At 64.2% G+C, this 22,459-nt stretch carries 23 protein-coding genes; 10 read left to right on the top strand and 13 right to left on the bottom strand.

Annotated features, from left to right (window positions below):
• The first annotated feature begins 105 nt into the window (after window positions 1-105).
• Genes CHB99_RS06730 through CHB99_RS06715 form a run of 4 tightly spaced genes read left to right on the top strand, consistent with a single transcriptional unit; the run spans window position 106 to window position 3,259 of the window.
• Window positions 106-1,512 (top strand): COG3014 family protein, encoded by a 1,407-nt coding sequence (locus CHB99_RS06730; protein ID WP_042121063.1) that lies wholly within the window; start codon window positions 106-108, stop codon window positions 1,510-1,512.
• A gap of 14 nt (window positions 1,513-1,526) precedes the next feature.
• Complete coding sequence (locus CHB99_RS06725) at window positions 1,527-1,898, top strand: YcfL family putative periplasmic lipoprotein (RefSeq protein WP_042121062.1); 372 nt, start codon at window positions 1,527-1,529, stop codon at window positions 1,896-1,898.
• Window positions 1,899-1,918: 20 nt separating this feature from the next.
• Window positions 1,919-2,509: a penicillin-binding protein activator LpoB gene (lpoB, locus tag CHB99_RS06720; protein WP_042121061.1), complete on the top strand. Its 591-nt coding sequence runs from the start codon at window positions 1,919-1,921 to the stop codon at window positions 2,507-2,509.
• 3 nt (window positions 2,510-2,512) lie between these two features.
• Complete coding sequence (locus CHB99_RS06715; protein WP_042121059.1) at window positions 2,513-3,259, top strand: hypothetical protein; 747 nt, start codon at window positions 2,513-2,515, stop codon at window positions 3,257-3,259.
• A 44-nt stretch (window positions 3,260-3,303) separates the two neighbouring features.
• Here CHB99_RS06715 and CHB99_RS06710 read toward each other — a convergent pair whose 3' ends face one another.
• The 3 genes from CHB99_RS06710 to CHB99_RS06700 form a co-directional block, all read right to left on the bottom strand.
• Entirely contained in the window at window positions 3,304-3,936 is a 633-nt protein-coding gene (locus CHB99_RS06710; protein ID WP_042121058.1) for a LysE family transporter, read from the bottom strand.
• Window positions 3,937-4,021: 85 nt separating this feature from the next.
• Entirely contained in the window at window positions 4,022-4,609 is a 588-nt protein-coding gene (locus tag CHB99_RS06705) for a mechanosensitive ion channel family protein (protein WP_042121056.1), read from the bottom strand.
• Entirely contained in the window at window positions 4,609-6,519 is a 1,911-nt protein-coding gene (locus CHB99_RS06700; protein WP_042121055.1) for an ATP-binding cassette domain-containing protein, read from the bottom strand. The genes CHB99_RS06705 and CHB99_RS06700 overlap by 1 nt, the downstream gene beginning before the upstream one ends.
• Window positions 6,520-6,569: 50 nt before the next feature.
• On the opposite strand from CHB99_RS06700, the gene CHB99_RS06695 reads away from it, so the two are divergent.
• Window positions 6,570-7,052, top strand: a complete 483-nt coding sequence (locus tag CHB99_RS06695) for a TIGR02444 family protein (RefSeq protein ID WP_042121054.1) — start codon at window positions 6,570-6,572, stop codon at window positions 7,050-7,052.
• Here CHB99_RS06695 and CHB99_RS06690 read toward each other — a convergent pair.
• Window positions 7,028-8,158: an AlgP family protein gene (locus CHB99_RS06690; RefSeq protein WP_042121053.1), complete on the bottom strand. Its 1,131-nt coding sequence runs from the start codon at window positions 8,156-8,158 to the stop codon at window positions 7,028-7,030. The two genes, CHB99_RS06695 and CHB99_RS06690, sit on opposite strands and share 25 nt — an antisense overlap.
• A gap of 241 nt (window positions 8,159-8,399) precedes the next feature.
• On the opposite strand from CHB99_RS06690, the gene CHB99_RS06685 reads away from it, so the two are divergent.
• A complete protein-coding gene (locus CHB99_RS06685) occupies window positions 8,400-9,062 on the top strand; it encodes an FKBP-type peptidyl-prolyl cis-trans isomerase (protein ID WP_042121052.1) in 663 nt (220 codons plus the stop codon).
• A 27-nt stretch (window positions 9,063-9,089) separates the two neighbouring features.
• On the opposite strand, the gene CHB99_RS06680 is transcribed toward CHB99_RS06685, so the two are convergent.
• The 7 genes from CHB99_RS06680 to CHB99_RS06650 all read right to left on the bottom strand — a co-directional run bounded on the left by CHB99_RS06680 (window position 9,090) and on the right by CHB99_RS06650 (window position 15,501).
• A complete protein-coding gene (locus CHB99_RS06680) occupies window positions 9,090-9,560 on the bottom strand; it encodes an Rsd/AlgQ family anti-sigma factor (protein ID WP_042121051.1) in 471 nt (156 codons plus the stop codon).
• A gap of 230 nt (window positions 9,561-9,790) precedes the next feature.
• Window positions 9,791-10,312, bottom strand: a complete 522-nt coding sequence (locus tag CHB99_RS06675; protein WP_042121050.1) for a disulfide bond formation protein B — start codon at window positions 10,310-10,312, stop codon at window positions 9,791-9,793.
• Window positions 10,313-10,510: 198 nt separating this feature from the next.
• Window positions 10,511-11,749 (bottom strand): heme biosynthesis protein HemY, encoded by a 1,239-nt coding sequence (locus CHB99_RS06670; RefSeq protein WP_042121049.1) that lies wholly within the window; start codon window positions 11,747-11,749, stop codon window positions 10,511-10,513.
• Window positions 11,746-12,876, bottom strand: coding sequence for a uroporphyrinogen-III C-methyltransferase (locus tag CHB99_RS06665; protein WP_042121048.1), 1,131 nt, complete (start codon window positions 12,874-12,876; stop codon window positions 11,746-11,748). The genes CHB99_RS06670 and CHB99_RS06665 overlap by 4 nt, the downstream gene beginning before the upstream one ends.
• 44 nt (window positions 12,877-12,920) lie before the next feature.
• A complete protein-coding gene (locus CHB99_RS06660; RefSeq protein WP_042121046.1) occupies window positions 12,921-13,688 on the bottom strand; it encodes a uroporphyrinogen-III synthase in 768 nt (255 codons plus the stop codon).
• Entirely contained in the window at window positions 13,685-14,626 is a 942-nt protein-coding gene (gene hemC / locus CHB99_RS06655; RefSeq protein ID WP_042121045.1) for a hydroxymethylbilane synthase, read from the bottom strand. The genes CHB99_RS06660 and hemC overlap by 4 nt, the downstream gene beginning before the upstream one ends.
• Window positions 14,627-14,754: 128 nt before the next feature.
• Window positions 14,755-15,501: a LytR/AlgR family response regulator transcription factor gene (locus CHB99_RS06650; RefSeq protein WP_042121044.1), complete on the bottom strand. Its 747-nt coding sequence runs from the start codon at window positions 15,499-15,501 to the stop codon at window positions 14,755-14,757.
• A 302-nt stretch (window positions 15,502-15,803) separates the two neighbouring features.
• Here CHB99_RS06650 and argH point away from each other — a divergent pair, with 302 nt between their 5' ends.
• Window positions 15,804-17,198: an argininosuccinate lyase gene (gene argH / locus CHB99_RS06645; RefSeq protein ID WP_042121043.1), complete on the top strand. Its 1,395-nt coding sequence runs from the start codon at window positions 15,804-15,806 to the stop codon at window positions 17,196-17,198.
• A gap of 151 nt (window positions 17,199-17,349) precedes the next feature.
• Here the strand turns inward: argH and CHB99_RS06640 are convergent, their stop codons facing one another.
• Window positions 17,350-18,015: a glutathione S-transferase family protein gene (locus CHB99_RS06640; protein ID WP_042121041.1), complete on the bottom strand. Its 666-nt coding sequence runs from the start codon at window positions 18,013-18,015 to the stop codon at window positions 17,350-17,352.
• Between the two features lie 148 nt (window positions 18,016-18,163).
• On the opposite strand from CHB99_RS06640, the gene CHB99_RS06635 reads away from it, so the two are divergent.
• The 3 genes from CHB99_RS06635 to CHB99_RS06625 all read left to right on the top strand — a co-directional run bounded on the left by CHB99_RS06635 (window position 18,164) and on the right by CHB99_RS06625 (window position 21,811).
• Window positions 18,164-18,448, top strand: a complete 285-nt coding sequence (locus CHB99_RS06635; protein WP_042121040.1) for a hypothetical protein — start codon at window positions 18,164-18,166, stop codon at window positions 18,446-18,448.
• An 85-nt stretch (window positions 18,449-18,533) separates the two neighbouring features.
• Window positions 18,534-18,779: a TIGR02647 family protein gene (locus tag CHB99_RS06630; RefSeq protein ID WP_042121039.1), complete on the top strand. Its 246-nt coding sequence runs from the start codon at window positions 18,534-18,536 to the stop codon at window positions 18,777-18,779.
• A gap of 176 nt (window positions 18,780-18,955) precedes the next feature.
• Window positions 18,956-21,811 (top strand): class I adenylate cyclase, encoded by a 2,856-nt coding sequence (locus CHB99_RS06625; RefSeq protein WP_042121038.1) that lies wholly within the window; start codon window positions 18,956-18,958, stop codon window positions 21,809-21,811.
• Here the strand turns inward: CHB99_RS06625 and rnk are convergent, their stop codons facing one another.
• The gene (gene rnk / locus CHB99_RS06620) at window positions 21,812-22,222 is read right to left on the bottom strand and encodes a nucleoside diphosphate kinase regulator (RefSeq protein ID WP_042121037.1); all 411 of its coding nucleotides are present in this window, start codon (window positions 22,220-22,222) and stop codon (window positions 21,812-21,814) included.
• Window positions 22,223-22,459: the final 237 nt, after the last annotated feature.

Raw genomic sequence — 22,459 nt, 5'->3', positions numbered from 1 at the left:
CCGCGCTTTTCGTTATAGCCATTCGAAACTTCTGCCGATCTTATAAGAACTTTTCGGACTTCATGATCCGAAAAATACACTCCGCCAACACTCAGGGAAGAAGCAATGAAATCCCGCGTTCTCACGCTCGCCACGCTGTTCGTGGCCACCCAGTTGACTGGCTGCGCGGTGTTCCGCAGCTACGACAACGAGCTCAAGGAAACCAATCAGCACCTCAGCACCGGCAATGTCGACGCCGCGCTCGCCGTGCTGGAGAAGAACAACAAGGGCGAGGACAAGGACCTGCTCTACTGGTTCGAGAAAGGCGAACTGCTGCGCTCCAAGGGCGACCTGAGCGGCAGCCAGATCGCCTGGCGCGAGGCCGATGGCCTGGTCTTCAAATGGGAAGAGTCGGTCAAGCTCGACACCGAGAAGTACCTCAGCCAGTTCGGCAGCTATCTGGTCAACGACAAGGTCCGCCGCTACGAAGGCTACGACTACGAAAAAGTCATGCTGACCACACAGATGGCCCTCAACCTGCTGGCGCAGAACGATTTCGACGGCGCCCGCACCGAAATCAAGAAGACCCACGAACGCGAGGCCGTGATCGCCGAACTGCGCGACAAGGAATACCTCAAGCGCGAGGAAGAGGCCGAGAAGGAAGGGGTCAAGACCGAATACAAGGACCTCCAGGGCTACCCGGTCGCCGCCCTCGACGCCCCGGAAGTGATCAACCTGAAGAACAGCTACCAGAGCGCCTTCAGCCACTACCTCTCCGGCTACGTCTACGAGGCACTGGGCGAACAGGGCCTGGCCGCGCCGGGCTACCGCAAGGCCGCCGAGCTGCTGCCCAACACCCCGCTGCTGGAGCAGGCTCTGCTCGACCTCGACAAGAGCGCCGGCAAGAGCAAGGACAAGACCCGGGACAGCGACGTGCTGATCGTCGTCCAGAGCGGCCTGGCTCCAGCCCGCGACTCGATCCGCATCCCCCTGCCGCTGGTGATCAGCGGTAACCTGGTGATCACCCCGCTGTCGTTCCCGATCATTCGCGAAGACACCTCCACCGCGCACATCGGCCAGATCAACCTGGACGACAAGGCCCTGGGCCTGACCGCGCTCAACAGCACCTCCGCCATGTCGCGCCGGGCCCTGCGCGACGACATGCCGGGCATCATCCTGCGGACCACCGTACGCGCCGTCACCCGCGGCGTGGCGCAGAAGCAGATCAACGACGTGAACCCGATGGCGGGCCTGGTCATGGGCATCGCCTCCACGGTCACCGAAGGTGCCGACACCCGCACCTGGCGCACCCTGCCCAACGAAACCCTGGTCACCCGCGTGCGCCTGAGCCAGGGCGAGCACCAGCTGAGCCTGCCGTCGAACCTGGGCGGCAGCAAAATCTCGGTGAAGGTCGATCGTCCTTATCAGGTCGTCGCCCTGCGCGTGGTCGGCAACCAGGTCTTCGCCGCTGGCCAGGCCGCCCACGTCGTCACCCCACCCGCGCCGGCAACCGCCGTCGCCAGCCTCAAGTAAACGAAGGACTCGTCATGCGTTTCAAACTCACCCTCGTCCTCGCAGCCGCCCTCCTGGCCGGCTGCGCCACCCCGCCGCCACCGGCTCCCGGCAGCGCCGCCAGCAAGGTGGTGGTCATGGGCAAGCTGAAGAACATCGAGACCGGCCCGATGCGGGTGGCCCGCGAGAACGGCTTCCTCACCGTCAAGGTCGCGCTGAACAACACCAGCGGCAGCAACAAGACGCTGCTGTACCGCTTCGCCTGGCTGGGCAACGACGGGTTCCCGGTCGCCGATGAAGAGAGCTGGAAGGCCCTGAGCCTGTACGGCTCGCAATCCACCGTGCTGCCGGCGATTGCCCCGGTGCCGCAGGCCACCGATTTCCGTCTCGAAGTCCAGTCTCAGTAATTTTTTTCCAGGAGTTTTCCATGAAGTTCGTCCAGATTTCCCTGCTCGCCACCGTCGTTGCCCTGGCCAGCGGTTGCTCCAGCCCGTCCCCGGTACTCGGCGGCAAGAACATCGGCTACGGCGACAGCAAGGCCGTCGAGCTGGTGACCAACGAATTCGGCTCCACCGATCTGCAGATGATCGCCGAAAGCATGACCCGCTCCCTGGCCCAGTCCGGCGTGATGCAGGGCCGTCCGGTGGTGCAGGTCTACGACGTGAAGAACAAGACCAGCGAGTACATCGATACCCGCGAGATCACCACCTCGATCAAGACCCAGCTGATGAAGTCCGGCACCGCCCGCTTCGCCAGCGACAACAACCAGATGGACAGCCAGGTCGACCAGCTCAAGCTGCAGAACCAGAGCGGCCTGTACAAGAAGAACACCATCGCCAAGACCGGCAACATGATCGCCGCCAAGTACCGCCTGGAAGGTTCGATCAGCTCCATCGTCAAGCGCAGCAGCGACTACAAGGACGTGTTCTACAAGTTCAGCCTGCAGCTGATCGACGTCGAAAGTGGCCTGGCCGAGTGGATGGACGAGAAAGAAATCCGCAAGACCACGGAGCGTTAAGCGATGCGCGCATGGATGGGTATTCTCGGCCTGGCCTGCGCCTTCGGCGTGCAGGCGGCCCCCAAGGTGGCAGTCACCGACCTGGCCTACCAGGAGCGCGTGGAGCAGTACATCCACATCGTTTCGGCCCAGAACAGTTCGTCGGCGAGCATGTACCACGCCAACAGTTCGTCCAGCTACAACGAGTTCGAGAGCAGCGAGAGCTACATCGAGCAGACCGAACTGCGCAAGTTCAGCGGTGACATCAAGGGCGAGATCATCAAGTCCGGGATGTTCCAGCTGGTGCAGGGCACGCCGTACATCACCGGTGCCAAGACCGATGTCTACGACATCATCAAGCGCATCAAGGCCGGCGACTTCAAAGGCGCCGACTACGTGCTGTTCGGCACCCTGTCGGACATCGACTTCCAGCAGGACATCAACGCCATCGACAACACCGACGCCTATTCGGCGGTGCTGGGCCTGAGCCTGGTGGCGGACTTCAGCCTGATCAACACCCGCACCTACGAAATCACCTCGGCGTTCACCGCCATGGGTGAAGGGCAGGACACCAAGCTGGTGAAGAGCCGCGATCGCAAGATCAGCCTGAACCGGCCACGGGTGGTACGCGAAGTGTCGAAGGAGCTGGGCATGGATGTGGCCCGGCAGATGGCCGAGCAGTTGGGTGGTTCGGTGCCCGGGCAGGGTCAGGGGCAGTACGCGCCGCGCAACAACCTGCCGCCGGATGAGCCGGCGCAGATCCTGCGTTAAGTTCACTGGCCTCATCGCTGGCAAGCGATGAGGCCGGTACTACCTCAGACCGGCGCCCGCCGGATGGTGGCCAGCAAGGTCGCCGCGCCCAGGAACAATCCCGCGAAGGTGCGGTTCATCCGCCGCTGCTGCTTCGGCGTGCGCAGCAGGCGCAGCACACGCGACGCCAGCCCGGTATAGCCGGCCATCACCAGCAGGTCCACGCTGATCATGGTCACGGTGATCGCCAGGTACTGCGGCAGCAGCGCTTCATGCGGATTGATGAACTGCGGCAGCACCGCCAGCATGAACACCAGCGCCTTGGGGTTGCTGACGTTCACCAGGAAACCCCGGAACACCAGGCTCAGCGGTTTGCCGATCGGCCGCACCGCGGCATCGTCGGACAGATCCGCCGGCAGCGCCCGCCATTGCTTGACCGCGAGATACACCAGGTAGGCGACACCGAACCATTTGATGACCTGGAACGCAGTCGCCGAGGCGGCCAGTACCGCGCCCACACCGGCGGCGATGATCGCGATCTGCAGGATCAGGCCCAGTTGCAGGCCCAGGGCATTCCAGTAGCCGCGCCAGAAACCATACTGCAGACCGCAGGACATCGAGGCGATGGCCCCGGCGCCCGGCGACAGACTGATGACCCAACAGGCCGCGAAAAAGGCCAACCACGTTTCCAGCGACATCTCACACCTCGGCCAAAGAACTTGTTCAAGGGTTCAACGCTAATCCGCCTGTAAAAAAATCACCACGAAATTTTTCAGGAAACGATCAGTTGTCGCTGGACGTGCTCTCGCCCACCACCGGCAGCCCATCGCTACCACGCCAGCGGCGTACGGACTTCTGGAAGAACTGGCTGTTCGGCACCTGCACCAGCGCACCGCCGGTCTCGGGCATTTCCACCAGGGTGGTGAACAGCAGATTGATGGCGATGACCCGGCCCTTGATACCCGGCTTGTCGGTGGTGTCGACCAGCTCCACCACGTCGCCGATGCGAAACGGCCCGACGGTGAAGATCAGTACCGCGCAGAGCAGGTTGGACAGCACGCTCCAGATCGCGAAGAAGGCGACCGCGGCGACCGCGACGAACCCGGACAACGCCGTCCACAGCACGGTGGCGGACACCCCGAGGCGCTCCAGCACGAACAGCAGCGCGCTGCCCATGATCAGCCAGCGCAGGCCACCGCGCAGCGGCATCATCAGTTGCGGCGGCAGCGGGTAGCGCTCACTCAGGCTGTGCAGACTGCGCGCCACCACCCGTTGCAGGACAAAGGCCACGACCAGGATCAGCAGTATCTGCAAACCCATCCAGAACGGTCCGATCAGCTCCACCGGCAGGATCTGCCGCAACGACTCCATCAGGACAATGCCTCCAGCTCCGCCTGCATGTTCTCCAGCACTTCGAGCGCGGCCATCCAGGCTTCTTCCAGTTCGGACTCGCGGGTCTTCAGCTGGGCCTGGCGGGCCAGCAGGTCACGCAGCTCATCCTTGCGCGCCGCCTCGTAGACGCCACTGTCGCCGAGGCCGGCCTCGACCTTGGCGAGGTCTTCGTGGAGCTTGTTCAACTCGGTTTCGAGCTTGTCGGCCTGACGCTTGTGCGGCGCCAGTTGCTGGCGCAGGGCCGCGGCGGCCTGGCGCTGGGCCTTCTTGTCGGTCTTGTCCGGATTGACCGGCGCAGAACTGACCGGCGCATTGCGCTGGCGATACTCCACCAGCCAGCGGGCATAGTCGTCGAGGTCGCCGTCGAAAGCTTCCATCTTGCCGTCGGCCACCAGCAGGAACTCGTCGGTGGTGCTCTTGAGCAGATGGCGGTCGTGGGAAACCACCACCACGGCACCACTGAATTCCTGCAGGGCCATGGTCAGCGCCAGGCGCATTTCCAGGTCGAGGTGGTTGGTCGGTTCGTCGAGCAGCAGCAGGTTCGGCCGCTCCCAGGCGATCAGTGCCAAGGCCAGGCGGGCCTTCTCGCCACCGGAGAAATTCAGCACCGGCTCGTCGCAGCGATTGCCGCGGAAGTCGAAACCACCGAGGAAATCGCGCAGGGTCTGCTCACGCTCGGTCGGCGCCAGGCGCTGCAGGTGCAGCAGTGGGCTGGCCTTGCTGTCCAGGGAGTCCAGCTGGTGCTGGGCGAAGTAACCTACCGAGGTGTTCTCGCCACGCACCAGACGCCCGGCCAACGGCTGCAGCTCGCCGGCGAGGCTCTTGATCAGGGTCGATTTGCCGGCGCCGTTGGGGCCGAGCAGGCCGATCCGCGCACCGGGGACCAGTTGCAGCTTGATCTTTTCCAGCACGGTCTTGTCGCCATAGCCGAGGCGGGCTTCGGACAGGTCTAGCAACGGGCTGGAGATCTTCTGCGATTCGCGGAACACGAAGTCGAACGGTGAGTCGACATGCGCCGCGGTCAGCTCTTCCATGCGCTCCAGTGCCTTGATCCGGCTCTGCGCCTGACGGGCCTTGGTCGCCTGAGCCTTGAAGCGGGCAATGTACTTTTCCATGTGCGCGCGCTGGGCCTGCTGCTTCTCAAAGGCCTGTTGCTGCTGCGCCAGGCGCTCGGCCCGGGCCCGTTCGAAGGCGGTGTAGCCACCGCGGTAAAGGGTCAGCTTGCACTGCTCGACATGGGCGATGTGATCGACCACGGCATCGAGGAAATCACGATCGTGGGAGATCAGCAGCAGCGTGCCGGGATAGCCCTTGAGCCAGTCTTCCAGCCAGAGGATCGCGTCGAGGTCGAGGTGGTTGGTCGGTTCGTCGAGCAGCAGCAGGTCGGATGGGCACATCAATGCCTGCGCCAGGTTCAGGCGCATCCGCCAGCCACCGGAGAAATCGCCGACACGACGGTCCATCTGCTCGTTGCTGAAACCCAGTCCGGCCAGCAGCTTGCGCGCGCGCGCATCGGCGGTGTAGCCGTCGGCGCTGTCGAGCTCGATGTGCAGGCGCGCCAGGGCGGCGTTGTCATGCGCGGCTTCGGCGGCGGCAAGATCGGCCTGGACCTTGCGCAGGCGGATATCGCCATCGAGCACATAGTCCACGGCCAGACGGTCGAGGGTATCGACTTCCTGGCGCATATGGGCGATACGCCAGTCGCCAGGCAACTGGCAGTCACCCGCATCTGGAGTGAGCTCGCCGCGCAGCAAGGCAAACAGGCTGGACTTGCCGGCGCCATTGGCACCGATCAAACCGGCTTTCTGGCCGGCGTGCAGGGTCAACTCGGCGCCTTCTAGCAGGCGTTGCGGACCACGCTGTAAAGTGAGGTTCGAAAGTCTGATCATAATGGCCGCGGAGTCTACCAGCTTCGATGGCAACTGGCGCGAGTGGGACAATGCACACCGACCTGTGGGATTTCGCCATCGGGCTCTATGCCCGCCCCGGCGTGGAGGCAGCCTGCCTGGATTTGCAGGAGCAAGGCGCGGATGTCTGTCTTCTGCTATGCGCGGCCTGGCTCGAACGACGCCGGGCGGGAATCAGCGAAGAACGTCTCGACCAGCTCCGGCAACTGGCCGGCCCCTGGCAGGCCACGGTGGTACAACCGCTCCGGGCCCTGCGCCAGCAGTGGCGCGCGGACGCAACCAACGATCCGCAACTCGCGGCATTGCGCGAACGCTTGAAAGCTCTGGAACTGGATGCGGAACGCCTGCAATTGCAACGGTTGCAGGCGATCTGCGACGGCTGGCCGAGCGAAGGTGGCGCCCGGTCGGATAGCTGGCTGAGCCGGCTTGCACCGGCAGCCTCCCGCGATCACGACGCGCTGCGGGTGCTGCGCGTCGTGGCGGGTACGACTCAGGAAGCCGAAGACGGCGACTGAGTGCTGCTGGCGGGAGCAGCCGCTGGCGCCGCGGGTGCTGGCGAAGCAGCCGGCGCAGGCGCTGGAGTAGCGGCTGGGGAAGCTGCTGGTTTTACCGCGGCCGCTTTGCTCGCGGCGGGTTTTGCAGCAGGTTTGGCGGCTGCCGGTTTGGCAGGTGCTTTCACAGCGGCTGGCTTGGCCGGCGCTTTGGCGGCAGCAGGCTTGGCCGCTGCTGGCTTCGCCGCGGGTTTGGCTGCGGCCGGTTTGGCGGGCGCCTTGGCGGCAGCAGGTTTGGCGGCTGGCTTGGCGGCGGCTGCCGGTTTGGCGGCAGCGGTTTTTGCGGCTGGCTTGGCTGGTGCTTTGGCTGCGGCGGGTTTGGCGGCTGGTTTAGCTGCGGGCTTGGCGGCGGCGGTTTTCACAGCCGGCTTGGCAGCTGGCTTGGCTGCAGCGGTTTTCGCGGATGGCTTGGCTGGTGCTTTGGCTGCGGCGGGTTTGGCGGCTGGTTTAGCTGCGGGCTTGGCGGCGGCGGTTTTCGCAGCCGGCTTGGCGGCGGGTTTGGCCGCAGCGGCTTTCGCAGCAGGTTTGGCAGCGGCAGGTTTCGCCGCAGCCTTGACGGGAGCCTTCGCTGCAGCAGGCTTGGCTGGAGCAGCCTTCGCAGCAGGTTTGGCAGCAGCCGGTTTCACCGGGGCCTTGGCAGCAGGTTTAGCCGCAGCGGGTTTTGCCGGCGTACGGGAAGCGAGTGCCTTGCCGGCCGCTTCACGAACTTTGCCAACACCCTGAGCCAGTTTCAGACTTTCCTGGGCATCGCGCTTCAGTTGCGCGATATAAGAACGGGTCTGGGTCTGGCGGTCTTTCAACGAGACGAGAACTTCTTCCAGTTCAGCGACGGCGCCTTTCGCCTTTTCCTGCGCCTTGGCTTTACCGGCGGCAGCGACATCCTGAAGTTTCAGACGGGATTTGTGCAGTTTTTCCTGAGCCTTGCCGCGTTGTTTTTCCAACTTGGCGAGGAGTTTTTCCGCATCGGCCAGCGCTTGCGAGCAGGCATTTTCCAAGTGCTCAAGCAGGCTGCCCGAGAGTTGTTGCAGCAGGTGCAACGGCGTGTTGACTGGCTTCTTGTTGGCCGACATGGCTTTCCTCCTGACTGACGAAATTGCGGCTCATACTAGACCTGTGCTGCTATCGCCGCTAGGGCATGTTGACAGTAAAGAAGACGCCGCGTTGCATGCCTGGGCAACGTTATCGAAGCTGCAGCTCGAAACAAGTGTAGATGCTGTGTTACAGGCTGCAGGCAATTAACTAACTTGTTCCCACGAACAGGCATACTCTCAAACCTGCGCAACTCTTCTTTTTCATTTTCGGAGCCCGCCCGTGCCGCGCTATTTGTTGCTGTCGTTATTCTTCACGCTGCCGCCGGTTGTTGCGGAACAGGCCTCGACGCCTTCCGACCATGACCTTGCCTACAGCCTTGGCGCCAGCCTCGGCGAACGCCTGCGCGAAGAGGTTCCAGGCCTGCAGTTGCAGGCGCTGATCGAAGGGCTGCAACAGGCTTATCAAAACAAACCCCTGGCCCTGCCCCAAGCGCGGATCGACGCGATCCTCGCCCAGCACGACCAACAGGCCAATGAGGCCGCCGCGCAGTCCCACGTGGAACAGGCGCTTGCCGCGGAGCGCCGTTTCATTGCCAATGAACGAGGCCGCGCCGGTGTGCGCGAGCTGAGCGACGGTGTGCTGCTGACCCAACTGCAAGCAGGCAATGGTGGCAAGCCAAAGGCAGACGGCAAGGTGAAGGTACGCTACGTGGGGAAATTGCCGGATGGCACGGTATTCGACCAGAACGATCAGCCACAGTGGTTCAACCTGGACAGCGTGATCGCGGGTTGGCAGGCAGCACTGCCCGAGATGGCGGCGGGCTCGAAATACCGTTTGGTGATCCCCTCGGCGCAGGCCTACGGGGCAGATGGAGCAGGCGACCTGATCGCACCTTACACACCACTGGTATTCGAGATCGAACTGCTCGACGTTGCCGACTGAGCATCGGCAACGTTGCCGGAAGCGGCTTCAGACAGCAGCCGGAGCTTCTTCCTTGTGCGCGGTATGAAGCACTTCGATCAGGCAGTCTTCCAGTTCGAAGCGCTCGCGCAGCTGGCCACCGAGCGTCTTCAGCTCTTCGGCGAAACGCTCGCTGTCCGTGCACTTGCCCTTGCTGCAGTGGTCATTGAAAGCCAGCGCACGCTCGGTACTGACATCGATACGCGGATTGATCTGCTGCGCCAGTTCCAGCCCCCCATCGTCGCCGAAGGCCTTGGCTTCACTGATCAGTTGCTCGCAGATTTCGAAGTGCCAGGCCGACACATAGTCCACGAGAATCTCGCAGAAGCGGCCATTCAATGATTTATCGGCGAATGCCGGCTTGGCATCGCGCAACTCACGAAACGCAGTTACCAGCTCTTCACGCTCCTGCAGCCAGCGGTCAATGAGCTTGTGAACCCCACCCCAGCGTTCCTGAGCATTCTGACAACTCTCTAACATGGCGGTCTCATCCCTTTTGGGTCGTGCCCCTGCGCCCCGTATCGCAACTCGCGACACACAAGGAAATTACGGCAGAACGGCATTGAGCAGCAGTGTTTTCGGTAGTGCGTGCAGGGGAGATTATTCCCGCACGCCATCAGCTTCAAGGTACGCAGGCGACTAGTTTCATACAAGTGTTTGATCCTGCGACGCATCGCCGCCGGTCGTTTCAAACGCCCCCGGACGCCCTGTCATGACCCCAGTGAATCGCCCAGGCTCATCTGGCGCCGGGGGATCAGGCGGAACAGCATCATCAACGCAAGCCCCAGGAAGGCCAACAGGCTCCACTCCGGCACACTGAGACTGAGGAAGCTCCAGGTGATCGGCACGCATTCGGCCGATCCGAGGAGCATGCTTTGCAACCATTCGGCAGGCGTGCCGTGCGCCAGCAGATGCGTCATGGAGTGCAGGCCGGAGACTTCAGGCGACAGTGACAGATCCTGCAGCCACACATGCCGCGACGCGAGGAGCGCGCCGCACAGCGCAAGGACGAGGCAAAGCCACAGATGGCAGCGGACGCCGGCGCGGAACGATAGCTGAACCAGTGCCGCCAGGCAGGTCAACGAGAACGCACCCAATACCAGCCGCTGCCCTTGGCACAACGGGCAAGCGAGCAGACCCAGGCCGTGCTCCAGATAGAAGGAACCAGCCAGGATCAGAACAGACGCCAGGAACGCCGGGAAGAAAATTGAACGCAGACAGGCCAAGGGCATGGCAAAACCAGGGCAGGAAAGACATTTGGCAACGGTAGAGGAAAGCCCCCTGTTGTTTCAAGAAGCAACCAATAGGACAAATCTCTGATTTTTATTGGAAAATTCGCTGAACGTGGTAGGAAAATTCTGTAAAGCAGCGAAGGGAAATTTACCAGACCTGATCGCAGGCTGGCCGTTGCGGCCAGCCCGCGAGGAGACTCAAGCTCGCGCCTGGTCCGGCAGAGGCAAGGCCAGCAGGCGCTCATCGAGCAGACCGAGTCCTTCCTGGAACAGCGCGTTGCTACGCTCGTTCTCACCCAGACTGGCCAGCAAGCGCGCCAGTTCGGCACAGGTTTCCGGATTGCGCTGCAAGCGCAGGCTGCTTTCGAGGTAATCACGCGCCTTGCCCCACAGGCGATTCTGCAGGCTCAACCGCCCCAGGGTGAGCAGCAGGCTCGGGTCCTCCGGATGAGCCTTGAGCCAGCCTTCCGCGGTCTGCAGTTGTTTCGCCGGATCGCCGCCACGCACCAGGCCATAGAGGCGCGCCAGATGACTCTCGTAATCGCGCTTGAGTGCAGTGCGAAGGATTTCCTCCGCTTCGCTTTCCGCGCCGAGTTGACGCAGTTGCTCGGCGTAGGCCAGAACCAGAGGCGGCTCCTGGCGCTGGGCGTTGGTCAGTTGCTGCCAGGCGCGCTCAAGCGACTGTCGGGCAGCCTGCCCGCCCTCCTCGCGCTGCACCGCCAGGGACAGGTTCTGCCCCCAGGCGCGGCGCTCCAGCTCGGCCAGTTCCTTCGCCGACAGGACCTTGTCCTTGCGCAACTCCGGCATCAGGCGGATCAGCGCCGGCCAGTCGCCACGCTGCTGATACAGACGCTGCAACTGGCGCAACACCTGGGCATTGTGGGGATGGCGCTCGTGCATCGCCTGCAGGGTTTCCAGCGCCGCGTCGCTGTCGCCACGCTCGACCTGCAGTTGCGCATGGGTCAGGGCGATTGCCAGCTCGGCCTGCGGCTGGCGCTCCAGTGCGCGTTCGAGCAGGTTGTCGCTGTCTTCGCTGCGCCCCAGTTCATTGGCCGCACGAGCGGCGCCGAGGTAATAAAGCAGCGGCTGGCGCTCGGCTTCGGCGGCACGATGCAGGTGACGCTGGGCACTGGCCCAGCGACCTTCGGCCAGGTCGAGCTGGCCCTGCTCGATCGCCAGCCGGGTACGTCGCCCGCGATTGCGCCGCGACCAGGGATTGACCACGCCCGTGGAGGTCAGCACCAGGCTGATCAGCGCCTTGACCAGCCACAGCAACAGGACGATGGCCACCAGCAGGCCCAGGGTCGCCCACAGGCTGGACTCGTAGCGGAAGCTGTCATAGGCGATCAGCACGTAGCCACTGTGCCGAGCCACGGCGATCCCCAGCAGGGTCGCGACGACGATCGCCACGACCGCCAGGAGGTAGGCTCGCTTCATTGCGCGGCCTCCTGGGCTTTCTCAGCCGGCTGGCGCAGTGCCGCTTCCTCGGCGGGCAGGTGGCGTCGCTCCAGGTAGGCCTGCACGGCGCTCAGGCTCTCGGCAAGATCAGGGGTGACCACGGTCACCGGCTGCTTCACCAGGGCATTGAGCTGCTCCAGCATCACCCGGCCCTGCTCGTTGTCCTTGTTGAAGTTGCCCAGCAGTACGCTGCGCGCTTCATCGATGGCCTGGGTGTAGACCTTGGCCTCACCATTCAGCGCGGCCCACTGCGCCTGCTCCAGGGCCAGGCTGAGGGCCAGGCGCACCTGGCTCAGGGCCTGGCCGGCGAGCAATGGCTTGATGTTCTTGTCGGCATCGAAGTCGATGCGGAAGTAACGCGAGATCTGCTCCCACCACTGCGACCAGCGACTGGCGCCATCGCCATCGGTGGTCAGGCCGAACAGGGATTGGCCATCGTTGTTGAATTCCGGTGCCAGCACGTTGAGTTGCACTACCTGCTCGCGCAATGCAGCGAGCTTGAGGAACAGACCCGTGCGATCCGGCTGCTCCACGCTGTTGAGCGCTGCGAGGCTGCGGGCCAGTTGCTCACGAGCGGCGAAGGAAGCCGGATCGCTCTGCTCGCGCAGAATCTGATCGGCGCCTTCCACCAATGCACGGGCACTGGCGATGTCCTGCAAGGCGGACAGGCGCAGGCTGGCGAGACGCAGCAAATGCTCGGCCTCGGCCAGACGCCAGTCCTTGCGGCTGGCACCGAGCACGGTTTCCAGACGCTGGCTCAGGCGTTGCTGGTCGCCCTGCAACTGCGCCACCAGACGACGGCGATCTTCCAGCTCGCTGGCCGGCGGCAGGCTGCCCAACTGCGCCGAGAGCTGCTGCTCGCGGGCCTGCAGGGCTTCGGTCTGCTCGTTCAACTGACGGACCTGCTCGACCTGATCCTGGTTGCTCTGCTGCAGGTGCCGCACCTGCCACAGGCCCCAGCCACCGGCGGCGACACCCGCGGCGCCAAGCAGCAGGGCGAGGATCGCCAGGCCATTGCCGGAGCGCCCGGATGAGTCGGCCGCGGGGTTCGTCGAAGCCTCGGACGGCGTTGGCTGATCTTCGTTGGGCAAGGCTGTTTCGCTCACGTATCCATCCTTTGTTTTAAGGCGCGTCGTCTCAGCTTAGCGCCTCAGAAAGCGGGCACAGGGGTTTCCTGCAACGCCGCCAGCAAAGCCGTGGCACTGGCGCCACGGCAATCCACCACATTCTGCGCACCGGCCTGGCGAGCGCTTTCCGCCACCCGCGGACTCGGCACGAACAAGGGCAACCGCGCCAGACGCGGCCAATCCTGCGCGGCGAGTCGGCGCAGGTGTTCGAAGCCCTGCCCACTGCTGACCACCAGGCCGTTCAGGCGTTCCGCCTCGATCAGCCGCGACAGGGCACGGGCAGGGTAGTCCGGCAGGCGGCGACGGTACAACGGCAGATAGTCGACATGCACACCTTGCGTCGTCAATTGCTCAGCCAGCAGCTCGCGCCCGTCCTCACCGCGCATGATCAGCAGGCGGGGCGAAGCGCAGGCCAACGCCGCCTGCAGTTCGGGCAGGCGCAGCAGCGCTTCGCTGTCGTCACCCGTGGCGGGGAAATGCACATTCAGGCCTGCCGACTCGAGCACCTCGGCCGTCGCCGCCCCCACCGTGAACCAGGCCAGCGCCGGCAGCCGCGGCCATTGCTCGGCAAGCAGCGCCAGACCCAATCGGGCGGCCTGCTTGCTGACCACGATAACCGCGCAGTAGCGTTCGAGATTGCGCGCCAGCGCCCGATGCATCTCCGAAACCGCCAGTGACTCGATCTCCAGCAGCGGCATGCAACTGCCATGCACACCGGCTTCGCCGAGGGTGACGGCCAGGGCCGCGCAGTCCTCGGCCGGACGGGTCAGCAGCAGCCGCCAGCCGGTCACGGGTGACCGGCCTCGCCATAGACCGCCTTGAGAATGTCACCGGCCCCCTGGGCCAGCAGCGCTTCGGCCACCTGCACCCCGAGGGTTTCGGCTTCGCCGCGCGGAGCGCGGGCTTCGGCATTGAGCAACGCGCCACCCGCCGGCTCGCCGACCAGGCCGCGCAACCACAATTGATCGCCTTCGAGTACGGCGTAACAGGCGATCGGCACCTGGCAACCACCATTGAGGTGCTTGTTCAGGGCCCGTTCGGCGTAGACCCGGTCGGCGGTGTCGACGTGGTGCAACGGCGCCAGCAAGGCGTGGATCTCGCTGTCGGCGCTGCGGCACTCGATGCCCACGGCACCCTGGCCGCCCGCGGGCAGGCTGTCGTCGACGCTGATGGTAGAGGTGATGCGGTCTTCGAAGCCGAGACGGATCAGGCCGGCGGCGGCGAGAATGATGGCGTCGTATTCACCAGCGTCCAGCTTGGCCAGACGGGTATTGACGTTGCCGCGCAGGAAACGGATCTGCAGGTCCGGACGGCGCGCCAGCAACTGCGCCTGACGACGCAGGCTGGAGGTCCCGACGATGCTGCCGGCGGGCAGCGCATCGAGGCTGGCGAAGGTATTGGAGACGAAGGCGTCGCGTGGGTCTTCACGTTCGCAGATGCAGAACAGGCCCAGGCCTTCGGGGAAGTCCATCGGTACATCCTTCATCGAATGCACGGCGATATCGGCTTCCTGTTCGAGCAGCGCGGTTTCCAGTTCCTTGACGAACAGCCCCTTGCCACCGATTTTCGACAGGGGCGAGTCGAGCAGTTTGTCGCCACGGCTGACCATCGGCACCAGGGTCACGATCAGACCTGGATGCGCCTGCTCCAGACGGGCTTTGACATATTCGGCCTGCCACAGGGCAAGGGCGCTTTTGCGGGTGGCAATGCGGATTTCGCGAGTGGACATGGAAGGATCCGTACCAGGTAGATTCGGCGGATCATAACAGTTCCGTCAAAATCTCTTGCAGATCCATATCAGCAAAGAAGCCGGCAAAAAAAAGACCATCCCTGGTCGCTATCCCGTCCATCCCCGCCCTAAAGCTGCTGCATCATTTTCCTGACGCCGGCGACATGCCGACGACTGACGATCAGGGCATCGCCATTGAGGCCCTTGAGAAACAGTTGAAAATGTCCGAGGGGGGTACGCTGCAGGCGCTCGATACGGTCGCGGGCCACCAGCGCATTGCGGTGGATACGCACGAAGCGCTCGCCGAACTCGTCTTCCAGGGCCTTGAGCGGTTCGTCCAGAAGCACCTCTCCACCTTCGTGGCGCAGGGTGACGTACTTGTGGTCGGCGATGAAGTAGATCACCCGGTCCACCGGCACCAGTTCGATGCCCTTGCGGGTTCGCGCGCTGATATGGCTGCGCGGGCCGCTGCCGCTGTCCCCGGCCGGGCGAGTCAGGGCGGCCAGTTGCGCGCGATTGGGGCGTTCGGCCTTGCGCAGGGCATTGTGCAGGTCCTCGCCCTGGACCGGTTTGAGCACATAACTCAGGGCACTTTCTTCGAAGGCCTGCCGGGTGAACTCGTCGTCGCTGCTGCAGAACACCACCGCGGGCGGCGCTTCACGCTCGCAGAGGCGCGCCGCGACCTGCAGGCCGTCCATGCCGGGCATGCGGGTGTCGAGCAGGACGACGTCGGGTTTGTGGGAGTCGATCAACGCCAGAGCCTCTTCGCCGTTGGTGGCGCTGGGCTCCAGCACGGTATAGCCCTCCAGGTCGCCGAGCAGACGGCTCAGGCGTTCACGGGCTTGGGGTTCGTCATCAACGATCAGGACATTCATATTGCGCTGGATTCCTGCGTGAGTCTCGCACAAAGACTGATGTGGACAATCACGGTGACGGCCGTCACGGCGATCCACGCTCTGACTCGCACGATGGCTAAAGATTCACTGGTCGACAGCAAACAATGCCGATCCTCTGTCCAACTGTAGACGGTTGCCGCAACACTGCCGTTCAATCGTTGAATATCGCCCCGAGGGCTGCGCGAACCCACATTTGTGCCGACCGCCGAGCCCCGACGGGCGCGGCAACCCTGTTATCATCCGCACACTTTTCCCCGTTCACGCCTTCAACGAGCGAATCCATGAGCACTGACAAGACCAACCAGTCCTGGGGCGGCCGCTTCAGTGAGCCCGTCGACGCCTTCGTCGCCCGCTTCACCGCCTCCGTCACCTTCGACCAGCGCCTGTACCGCCACGACATCATGGGTTCGATCGCCCACGCCACCATGCTGGCGAAGGTCGGCGTGCTCACCGACGCCGAGCGCGACAGCATCATCGACGGCCTGAAGACCATCCAGGGCGAGATCGAGGCCGGCAACTTCGACTGGCGCGTCGACCTCGAAGACGTGCACATGAACATCGAGGCACGCCTGACCGACCGCATCGGCATCACCGGCAAGAAGCTGCACACCGGACGCAGCCGCAACGACCAGGTGGCCACCGATATCCGCCTGTGGCTGCGCGACGAGATCGACCTGATCCTCGCCGAGATCACCCGCCTGCAGCAGGGCCTGCTGGAACAGGCCGAGCGCGAGGCGGAAACCGTCATGCCCGGCTTCACCCACCTGCAGACCGCCCAGCCGGTGACCTTCGGTCACCACCTGCTGGCCTGGTTCGAAATGCTCAGCCGCGACTACGAGCGCCTGGTCGACTGCCGCAAGCGCACCAACCGCATGCCCCTGGGCAGCGCCGCCCTGGCCGGCACCACCTACCCGATCGATCGCGAACTGACCTGCCAGCTGCTGGGCTTCGAAGCCGTGGCCGGCAACTCGCTGGATGGCGTTTCCGACCGCGACTTCGCCATCGAATTCTGCGCCGCCGCCAGCGTGGCGATGATGCACCTGTCGCGCTTCTCCGAGGAGCTGGTGCTCTGGACCAGCGCGCAGTTCCAGTTCATCGATCTGCCTGACCGTTTCTGCACCGGCAGTTCGATCATGCCGCAGAAGAAGAACCCGGACGTGCCGGAGCTGGTACGCGGCAAGACCGGCCGCGTGTTCGGCGCCCTGACCGGCCTGCTGACCCTGATGAAAGGCCAGCCGCTGGCCTACAACAAGGACAACCAGGAAGACAAGGAACCGCTGTTCGACGCCGCCGACACCCTGCGCGACTCGCTGCGTGCCTTCGCCGACATGATCCCGGCGATCAAGCCACGCCATGCGGTGATGCGCGAAGCGGCCCTGCGCGGTTTCTCCACTGCCACCGACCTCGCCGACTACCTGGTGCGCCGTGGTCTGCCGTTCCGTGACTGCCACGAGATCGTCGGTCATGCGGTGAAATATGGTGTGGAAAGCGGCAAGGACCTGGCCGAGATGAGCCTCGACGAGCTGCGTCAGTTCAGCGACCAGATCGAGCAGGACGTGTTCGCCGTGCTGACGCTGGAAGGCTCGGTCAACGCCCGCAACCATATCGGCGGTACCGCCCCGGCGCAGGTTCGCGCCGCCGTGGCCCGCGGCAAGGCCCTGCTGGCCAGCCGCTAATGGCCAGGCCATGACCTTGTAGGAGCTGGCTTGCCTGCGAAGGACCGCAAAGCGGTCCCGGTTCCTGATCTGCCGCCGGGGGAAGACAATTGGCCTGGCTGGTGAGCGGGAGCCGGGACCGCTGCGCGGTCCTTCGCAGGCAAGCCAGCTCCTACACGCCGCGTGCCTTCACGACCTGCTCCAGGAAGGTCGGGAACTGCGCCGCCTTGGCTTCGTTGATGCCGGCCATGTGCGGGTTCTGCGCCAGCAGCCCGAGCAGCTCGCGCGCCTGCGGGAAGTCTTCCAGCACGTCCACACCAAAGACCTTCTTGCCCACCAGACAGGCCAGGTCGACGCTGAAGACGAAATAGATGTCCGCCACGGTGAAGCTGTCGCCCGCCACATAAGGCGCGAAGGTGCCGGCGCGCTTGAGCGCGGCCAGGCCGGCAAGCAACTCGGGCCAGGCCTTGGCCTTGATGTTTTCAGGCACTTCGGCGCCGAAGAACGCCTGCGGGTACAGGGCACGGACCGTCAGCTCGATGTACAGCTCGATCTCCTTGGCCAGCTCCCAGACCTTGGCCCGGGCGAACGGATCGGCCGGCAGCAGCGGCTTGCCGCCCTGGGTCTGCTCGATGTAGTCGAGGATCACCGCGGTTTCGCTGAGGAAACCCTGCTCGGTCTCCAGCACCGGCACCTTGCCGCGCGGGCTGATCTTCAGCGCGTCCGCAGCCTGCCCGCCGAAGAACAGCACTTCCTCGAACGGCAGGCCCTTCTCCAGCAGCGCCAGTTTGACCATGTTGTAGTAGTTGCTGACCGCGAATCCATGAAGCTTGAGCATGTGGAACAGCCTCCAGGCCGTAGGGGGTTGGCCGGGTTGTTATAGCCGCAATCGCACGGGACTGACCAGCATCATGCATCCACCAGATAGCCCGGCATTGTCACGCGGGCCGTGGCACACTGGCCGCCTCACCCAGAGGAGCGCGCCCATGAGCGACCACGATATCGACCACGACGAAGAAGAAGCCTTCGCCGAATCGACCCTGACCCAGGCCATCGAGAACCAGATCGAAAGCGGCGAACCGCCAGCGGCCAAGGCCGCGTTCAACAAGCTGACCCTGGTCGGCTACGAGCGCGAAGACATCCTCAACCTGATGGCCCACGTGCTGGCGATCGAGATCGACGCCATGCTCGACGAAGACCGTCCGTTCGATACCGAGTGGTACGAAACCGCGCTGCGCGCCCTGCCCGAACTGCCGCCGGAAAAAGACTGACGCACGAACGGGCGAGGCTGACTACACTGCAAGTCTAGGCACTCGCAGAGGTGCCACCCTCCTTTTCTTGAAGTCCGGAGTACCTATGTCGTTTACCCCCGAGCTGGTTGCCGAACTGGAAATTCTCGCGCTGTTCAACCTCGACAGCACCCAGGAAGGACTGAAGGTCCACACCACTGCCGCGCCCCAGGCCATTGCCGCGGCCAAGCGCCTGCATGAAAAGCAGCTGATCACCCAGCCCGATGGTGGCTACCTGACCAGCCTGGGCATCGATGCCGCCCAGGCCACACAGCAGTTGCTGACGATCCTCAACGTTTCCGAAACCGCCTGACTCCCGACGTAGCCGGCAAGCCCGCGGCCTCGGGCAACGGGCTTGCCACAGCAAATTCGGCGGTGCCGACCAGCGGCGCTGGAAAAATGGCGTCAAAAATCAAATAGCGCTTATCCCTTCGCTCCCACTGCGGCTAAACTCGCCCGTGCCTTCATGACGGCCGGTTTAAGCTTGCGATGAATCTTCCTCACGAAATCCGCCCTGACCTCGACCAGGGCATCGACCGCAAGGTCCTCAACCAGTTGCGCAAACGCTTCCTGGATCTCAACCAGGGCCGTCTGGCCCGGGCCATGGAAGGGTTGTCCAGCCGCCAGCAGCAGGTGCTGACCCTGTTGCCGCTGTTTTTCCATGTCAATCATCCGCTGCTGCCCGGTTACGTCTCCGGCACCACCCCGGCCGGTGTGTCCGCCTATGAGCCCAGCCCGCTGGTCCTGGCCGAGGCCCAGCGCCTGACCCGCTCTTTTTCCTATAAAGCGAAACGCGGCGACAACCTGCTGCCCATCCACGGTCTGTTCCTGATGGGCAGCCTGGGCACCCTGGCCCAGGCGGAACAGAGCGACATGGACATCTGGGTCTGCCACGCCTCCGACCTTGGCGAGGCCGCGGTCGCCGAGCTGCGCAAGAAATGCCGGTTGCTGGAAGCCTGGGCCGCCAGCCAGGGCGCCGAGGCGCATCTGTTCCTGATCGAGCCGCGGCAGTTCGTCACCGGCGAGCGCGACAGCCGCCTCAGCTCCGACGACTGCGGCACCACCCAGCATTACCTGCTGCTGGACGAGTTCTACCGCACCGCGATCTGGCTGGCCGGGCGTACGCCGCTGTGGTGGCTGGTGCCGGTCTATGAAGAAGGCAACTACGCGCATTACACCCAGACCCTGCTGTCCAAGCGTTTCGTGCGCTGCGACGAAGTCCTCGACCTCGGCCACCTGGCGCATATCCCGCCCGGCGAGTTCGTCGGTGCCGGGCTGTGGCAGCTGTTCAAGGGCATCGAGTCGCCCTACAAGTCGGTGCTCAAGCTGCTGCTGACCGAGGTCTACGCCAGCGAGCACCCGGACGTGCGCTGCCTGAGTCTGCATTTCAAGCAGGCGGTGTTCGCCAACGTGCTCGATATCGACGAGCTGGACCCGTACATGATGGTCTACCGGCGCATCGAGCAGTACCTGCAACGGCGCAACGAAACCCAGCGCCTGGAGCTGGTGCGCCGCAGCCTGTACCTCAAGGTCAATCGCAAGATCAGCCAACTGGCCCGGCAGAAACCGAACTGGCAGAGCGAGCTGCTGGAGCGCCTGACCCATGAGTGGGGTTGGGACGAGCGACAACTGGCGCTGCTCGACAGCCGCAGTCAGTGGAAGGTGCGCCAGGTCGCCGCCGAGCGTCGGGTGCTGGTAGCGGAACTGAACCACAGCTACCGCTTTCTCGACCAGTTCGCGCGCAACCTCGGCGCCACCGCGCGCATCGACCAGCGCGACCTGAACATCCTCGGCCGGCGCCTCTACGCTGCCTTCGAGCGCCGCGCCGGCAAAGTCGAGTTCGTCAATCCCGGGGTCGCCCCGGACCTGGCGGAAGATACCCTGACCCTGGTCCAGTCGCCCGACCGCAAGGAGCCGGGCCAGAACCACTGGGGCCTGTACAACGGCAACCTGAATGCCCTGGAATGGGAGCATTTCACCCCCATCAAGCGCACCCGCGACCTCCTCGACCTGCTGGCCTGGGCGCACCGCAACGGCGTGATCGACAGCGCCACGCGCCTGGCCCTGCACCCGGGCAACAGCGACCTGAGCGAGTACGAACTGTTCAACCTGCTCGGCAGCCTGCAGCAGAGCGTGATGCTGCCGCTGGCCACGGTCAGCGATGCGCGCCTGCTGCGTCCGAGCGTGGCCGACGAAGTGCTGTTGCTGGTCAACGTCGGCGTCGACCCGTTGCGGCACCACCGCGACCTGAACATTCTCATGACCACCGAGCGCACCGACTCGCTGAGCTACGCCGGGGTGCGGGAAAACCTGGTACTGACCCTCGACCAGATCATCCTCAACAGCTGGAACGAAGTGCAGGTGCTGCGCTACGACGGCGAACACGCGCTGATGCGCTGCATTCGCGACTACCTCAACAGCCTCGACAACGGCACCGCGGACCACCCGCATCGCCCCAGACTGCGGGTGCGCAGTTTCTGTCACAACCGCGCCCTGGCCATCGCCCAGCGCGTCGAGGAGGTCTTCACCAATGCCCAGGCCCTGTACGACCAGCGCCTGGAGCATCGCTACCTGATCCAGGTACAGCAGCACACCCATGTACTCGAACTGTTCGGCAGCGGTGTCAACCTGGTCTCGCTGGACAGCCACGCCGCCCTGCTCGCCTATCTTGGCGAGGAGCGCAGCACCTACAGCCCGCTGGCACTGGACGCCAACGTGCTGGAAGACCACGACCTGGCGCTGATCCTGCCCCAGGGCCAGCCGCAATGCGTGCAGGTGTTCTACCGGGTGCAGGACACCTGGGCGGACGTCTATGTACTGGATGAATACAACGCGCTGTGGCAGCAGCGTCTGCCGTTTCACGACGAAAGCAGCCTGCTGCTGCCACTGCAGCGCTTCCTGCAGTCGGTGGTGTTCCGGCGCAATGCACGACTGCCGATGGATGAACAACAGGCTCATCCGCTCGACACCCTGTACTACCGGGTGCTGCCGTCGGGCGCGGGGCGCGCCCGTCACGTCGAGCCCTGGCAGGCACCGCAACTCGCGCTGGACCTGCCCTACTACGAAGTCCAGGCGATCATCCAGGCGACCGCCGACAACGCCTTGCACGTCACCCTGTACTGCAACCAGAAAGAGTTTTCCGAGCTCGACCACGGCGACCAGCTGTATACCGTGGTCGCCCGCGAGATCATCGAACAGCGCCGCGATGCGCAGCGCTACCGCTGCTATATCACCGACCTGGACCTCTCCGACCTGCTCGCCGACGGCCAGGGTTCGAGCATGCTCTACCTGCGCTACAAGCAGGATCTGGAGCGGGTGTTGAACCAGGCGCTGGCGGCGGTCTGATCAGCGGTCGAAGTCGCCCGCTGCTTCCGGCTGGTATTCGACTTCCAGCAGCTTGAGCTTGAGGGTCTTGCCGCCCGGGGCCGGCCAGTCGATCTGCTCGCCCACCGACAGGCCGAGCAGCGCGCAGCCGATCGGCGCGAGGATCGACACGTTGCCTTCCTTGCCGGCGTCCTGCGGGTAGACCAGGGTCAGGTGATAGTCCTTGCCGCTGGCTTCCTCGCGGCAGTGCACGCGGGAATTCATGGTCACCACCCCGGCGGGGACTTCCTCGTGGCCGACCACCTGCCCGGCACGGTCCAGCTCGCCCTGCAGGGCGAGTACACCCGGGGTGTCTTCATCGAGGCTGTCGATCAGGCGCTCGAGACGCTGCACGTCCAATCGGGTGAGAGTGAGGGAAGGCGTGGTGCTCATGATCCGGACAGACTCCTTTTGGCAGATCGAATAAAGCAAAACCCCGCCCAAGGGCGGGGTTTTTGAAAGTTCGGCATTGGCCGGGATGGGCTGACACTACCACAGCAGGGTAAATACTCAAGGGCCCACCGGGACCGCGCTGCGGTCCTTCGCGAGCAAGCTCGCTCCCACAGCAGCAGGATCGGCACCTCATCTTGTGGGAGCGAGCTTGCTCGCGAAGGCCTGCAGAGCAGGCCC

Source organism: Pseudomonas japonica, from assembly GCF_900188455.1.
Taxonomy (GTDB): Bacteria; Pseudomonadota; Gammaproteobacteria; order Pseudomonadales; family Pseudomonadaceae; genus Aquipseudomonas; species Aquipseudomonas japonica.
This window is presented reverse-complemented; position numbering and strand designations above follow the sequence as displayed.

Bases quoted from the DNA above. Each gene is read 5' to 3' on its own strand.
- CHB99_RS06690 (WP_042121053.1), bottom strand. From the start codon at position 8,158: ATGTCGGCCAACAAGAAGCCAGTCAACACGCCGTTGCACCTGCTGCAA.
- CHB99_RS06650 (WP_042121044.1), bottom strand. From the start codon at position 15,501: ATGAATGTCCTGATCGTTGATGACGAACCCCAAGCCCGTGAACGCCTG.
- CHB99_RS06715 (WP_042121059.1), top strand. From the start codon at position 2,513: ATGCGCGCATGGATGGGTATTCTCGGCCTGGCCTGCGCCTTCGGCGTG.
- CHB99_RS06680 (WP_042121051.1), bottom strand. From the start codon at position 9,560: ATGTTAGAGAGTTGTCAGAATGCTCAGGAACGCTGGGGTGGGGTTCAC.
- CHB99_RS06670 (WP_042121049.1), bottom strand. From the start codon at position 11,749: ATGAAGCGAGCCTACCTCCTGGCGGTCGTGGCGATCGTCGTCGCGACC.
- CHB99_RS06730 (WP_042121063.1), top strand. From the start codon at position 106: ATGAAATCCCGCGTTCTCACGCTCGCCACGCTGTTCGTGGCCACCCAG.
- hemC (WP_042121045.1), bottom strand. From the start codon at position 14,626: ATGTCCACTCGCGAAATCCGCATTGCCACCCGCAAAAGCGCCCTTGCC.
- CHB99_RS06700 (WP_042121055.1), bottom strand. From the start codon at position 6,519: ATGATCAGACTTTCGAACCTCACTTTACAGCGTGGTCCGCAACGCCTG.
- argH (WP_042121043.1), top strand. From the start codon at position 15,804: ATGAGCACTGACAAGACCAACCAGTCCTGGGGCGGCCGCTTCAGTGAG.
- rnk (WP_042121037.1), bottom strand. From the start codon at position 22,222: ATGAGCACCACGCCTTCCCTCACTCTCACCCGATTGGACGTGCAGCGT.
- CHB99_RS06625 (WP_042121038.1), top strand. From the start codon at position 18,956: ATGAATCTTCCTCACGAAATCCGCCCTGACCTCGACCAGGGCATCGAC.
- CHB99_RS06725 (WP_042121062.1), top strand. From the start codon at position 1,527: ATGCGTTTCAAACTCACCCTCGTCCTCGCAGCCGCCCTCCTGGCCGGC.
- CHB99_RS06710 (WP_042121058.1), bottom strand. From the start codon at position 3,936: ATGTCGCTGGAAACGTGGTTGGCCTTTTTCGCGGCCTGTTGGGTCATC.
- CHB99_RS06630 (WP_042121039.1), top strand. From the start codon at position 18,534: ATGTCGTTTACCCCCGAGCTGGTTGCCGAACTGGAAATTCTCGCGCTG.
- CHB99_RS06640 (WP_042121041.1), bottom strand. From the start codon at position 18,015: ATGCTCAAGCTTCATGGATTCGCGGTCAGCAACTACTACAACATGGTC.
- CHB99_RS06695 (WP_042121054.1), top strand. From the start codon at position 6,570: ATGCACACCGACCTGTGGGATTTCGCCATCGGGCTCTATGCCCGCCCC.
- lpoB (WP_042121061.1), top strand. From the start codon at position 1,919: ATGAAGTTCGTCCAGATTTCCCTGCTCGCCACCGTCGTTGCCCTGGCC.
- CHB99_RS06705 (WP_042121056.1), bottom strand. From the start codon at position 4,609: ATGGAGTCGTTGCGGCAGATCCTGCCGGTGGAGCTGATCGGACCGTTC.
- CHB99_RS06675 (WP_042121050.1), bottom strand. From the start codon at position 10,312: ATGCCCTTGGCCTGTCTGCGTTCAATTTTCTTCCCGGCGTTCCTGGCG.
- CHB99_RS06635 (WP_042121040.1), top strand. From the start codon at position 18,164: ATGAGCGACCACGATATCGACCACGACGAAGAAGAAGCCTTCGCCGAA.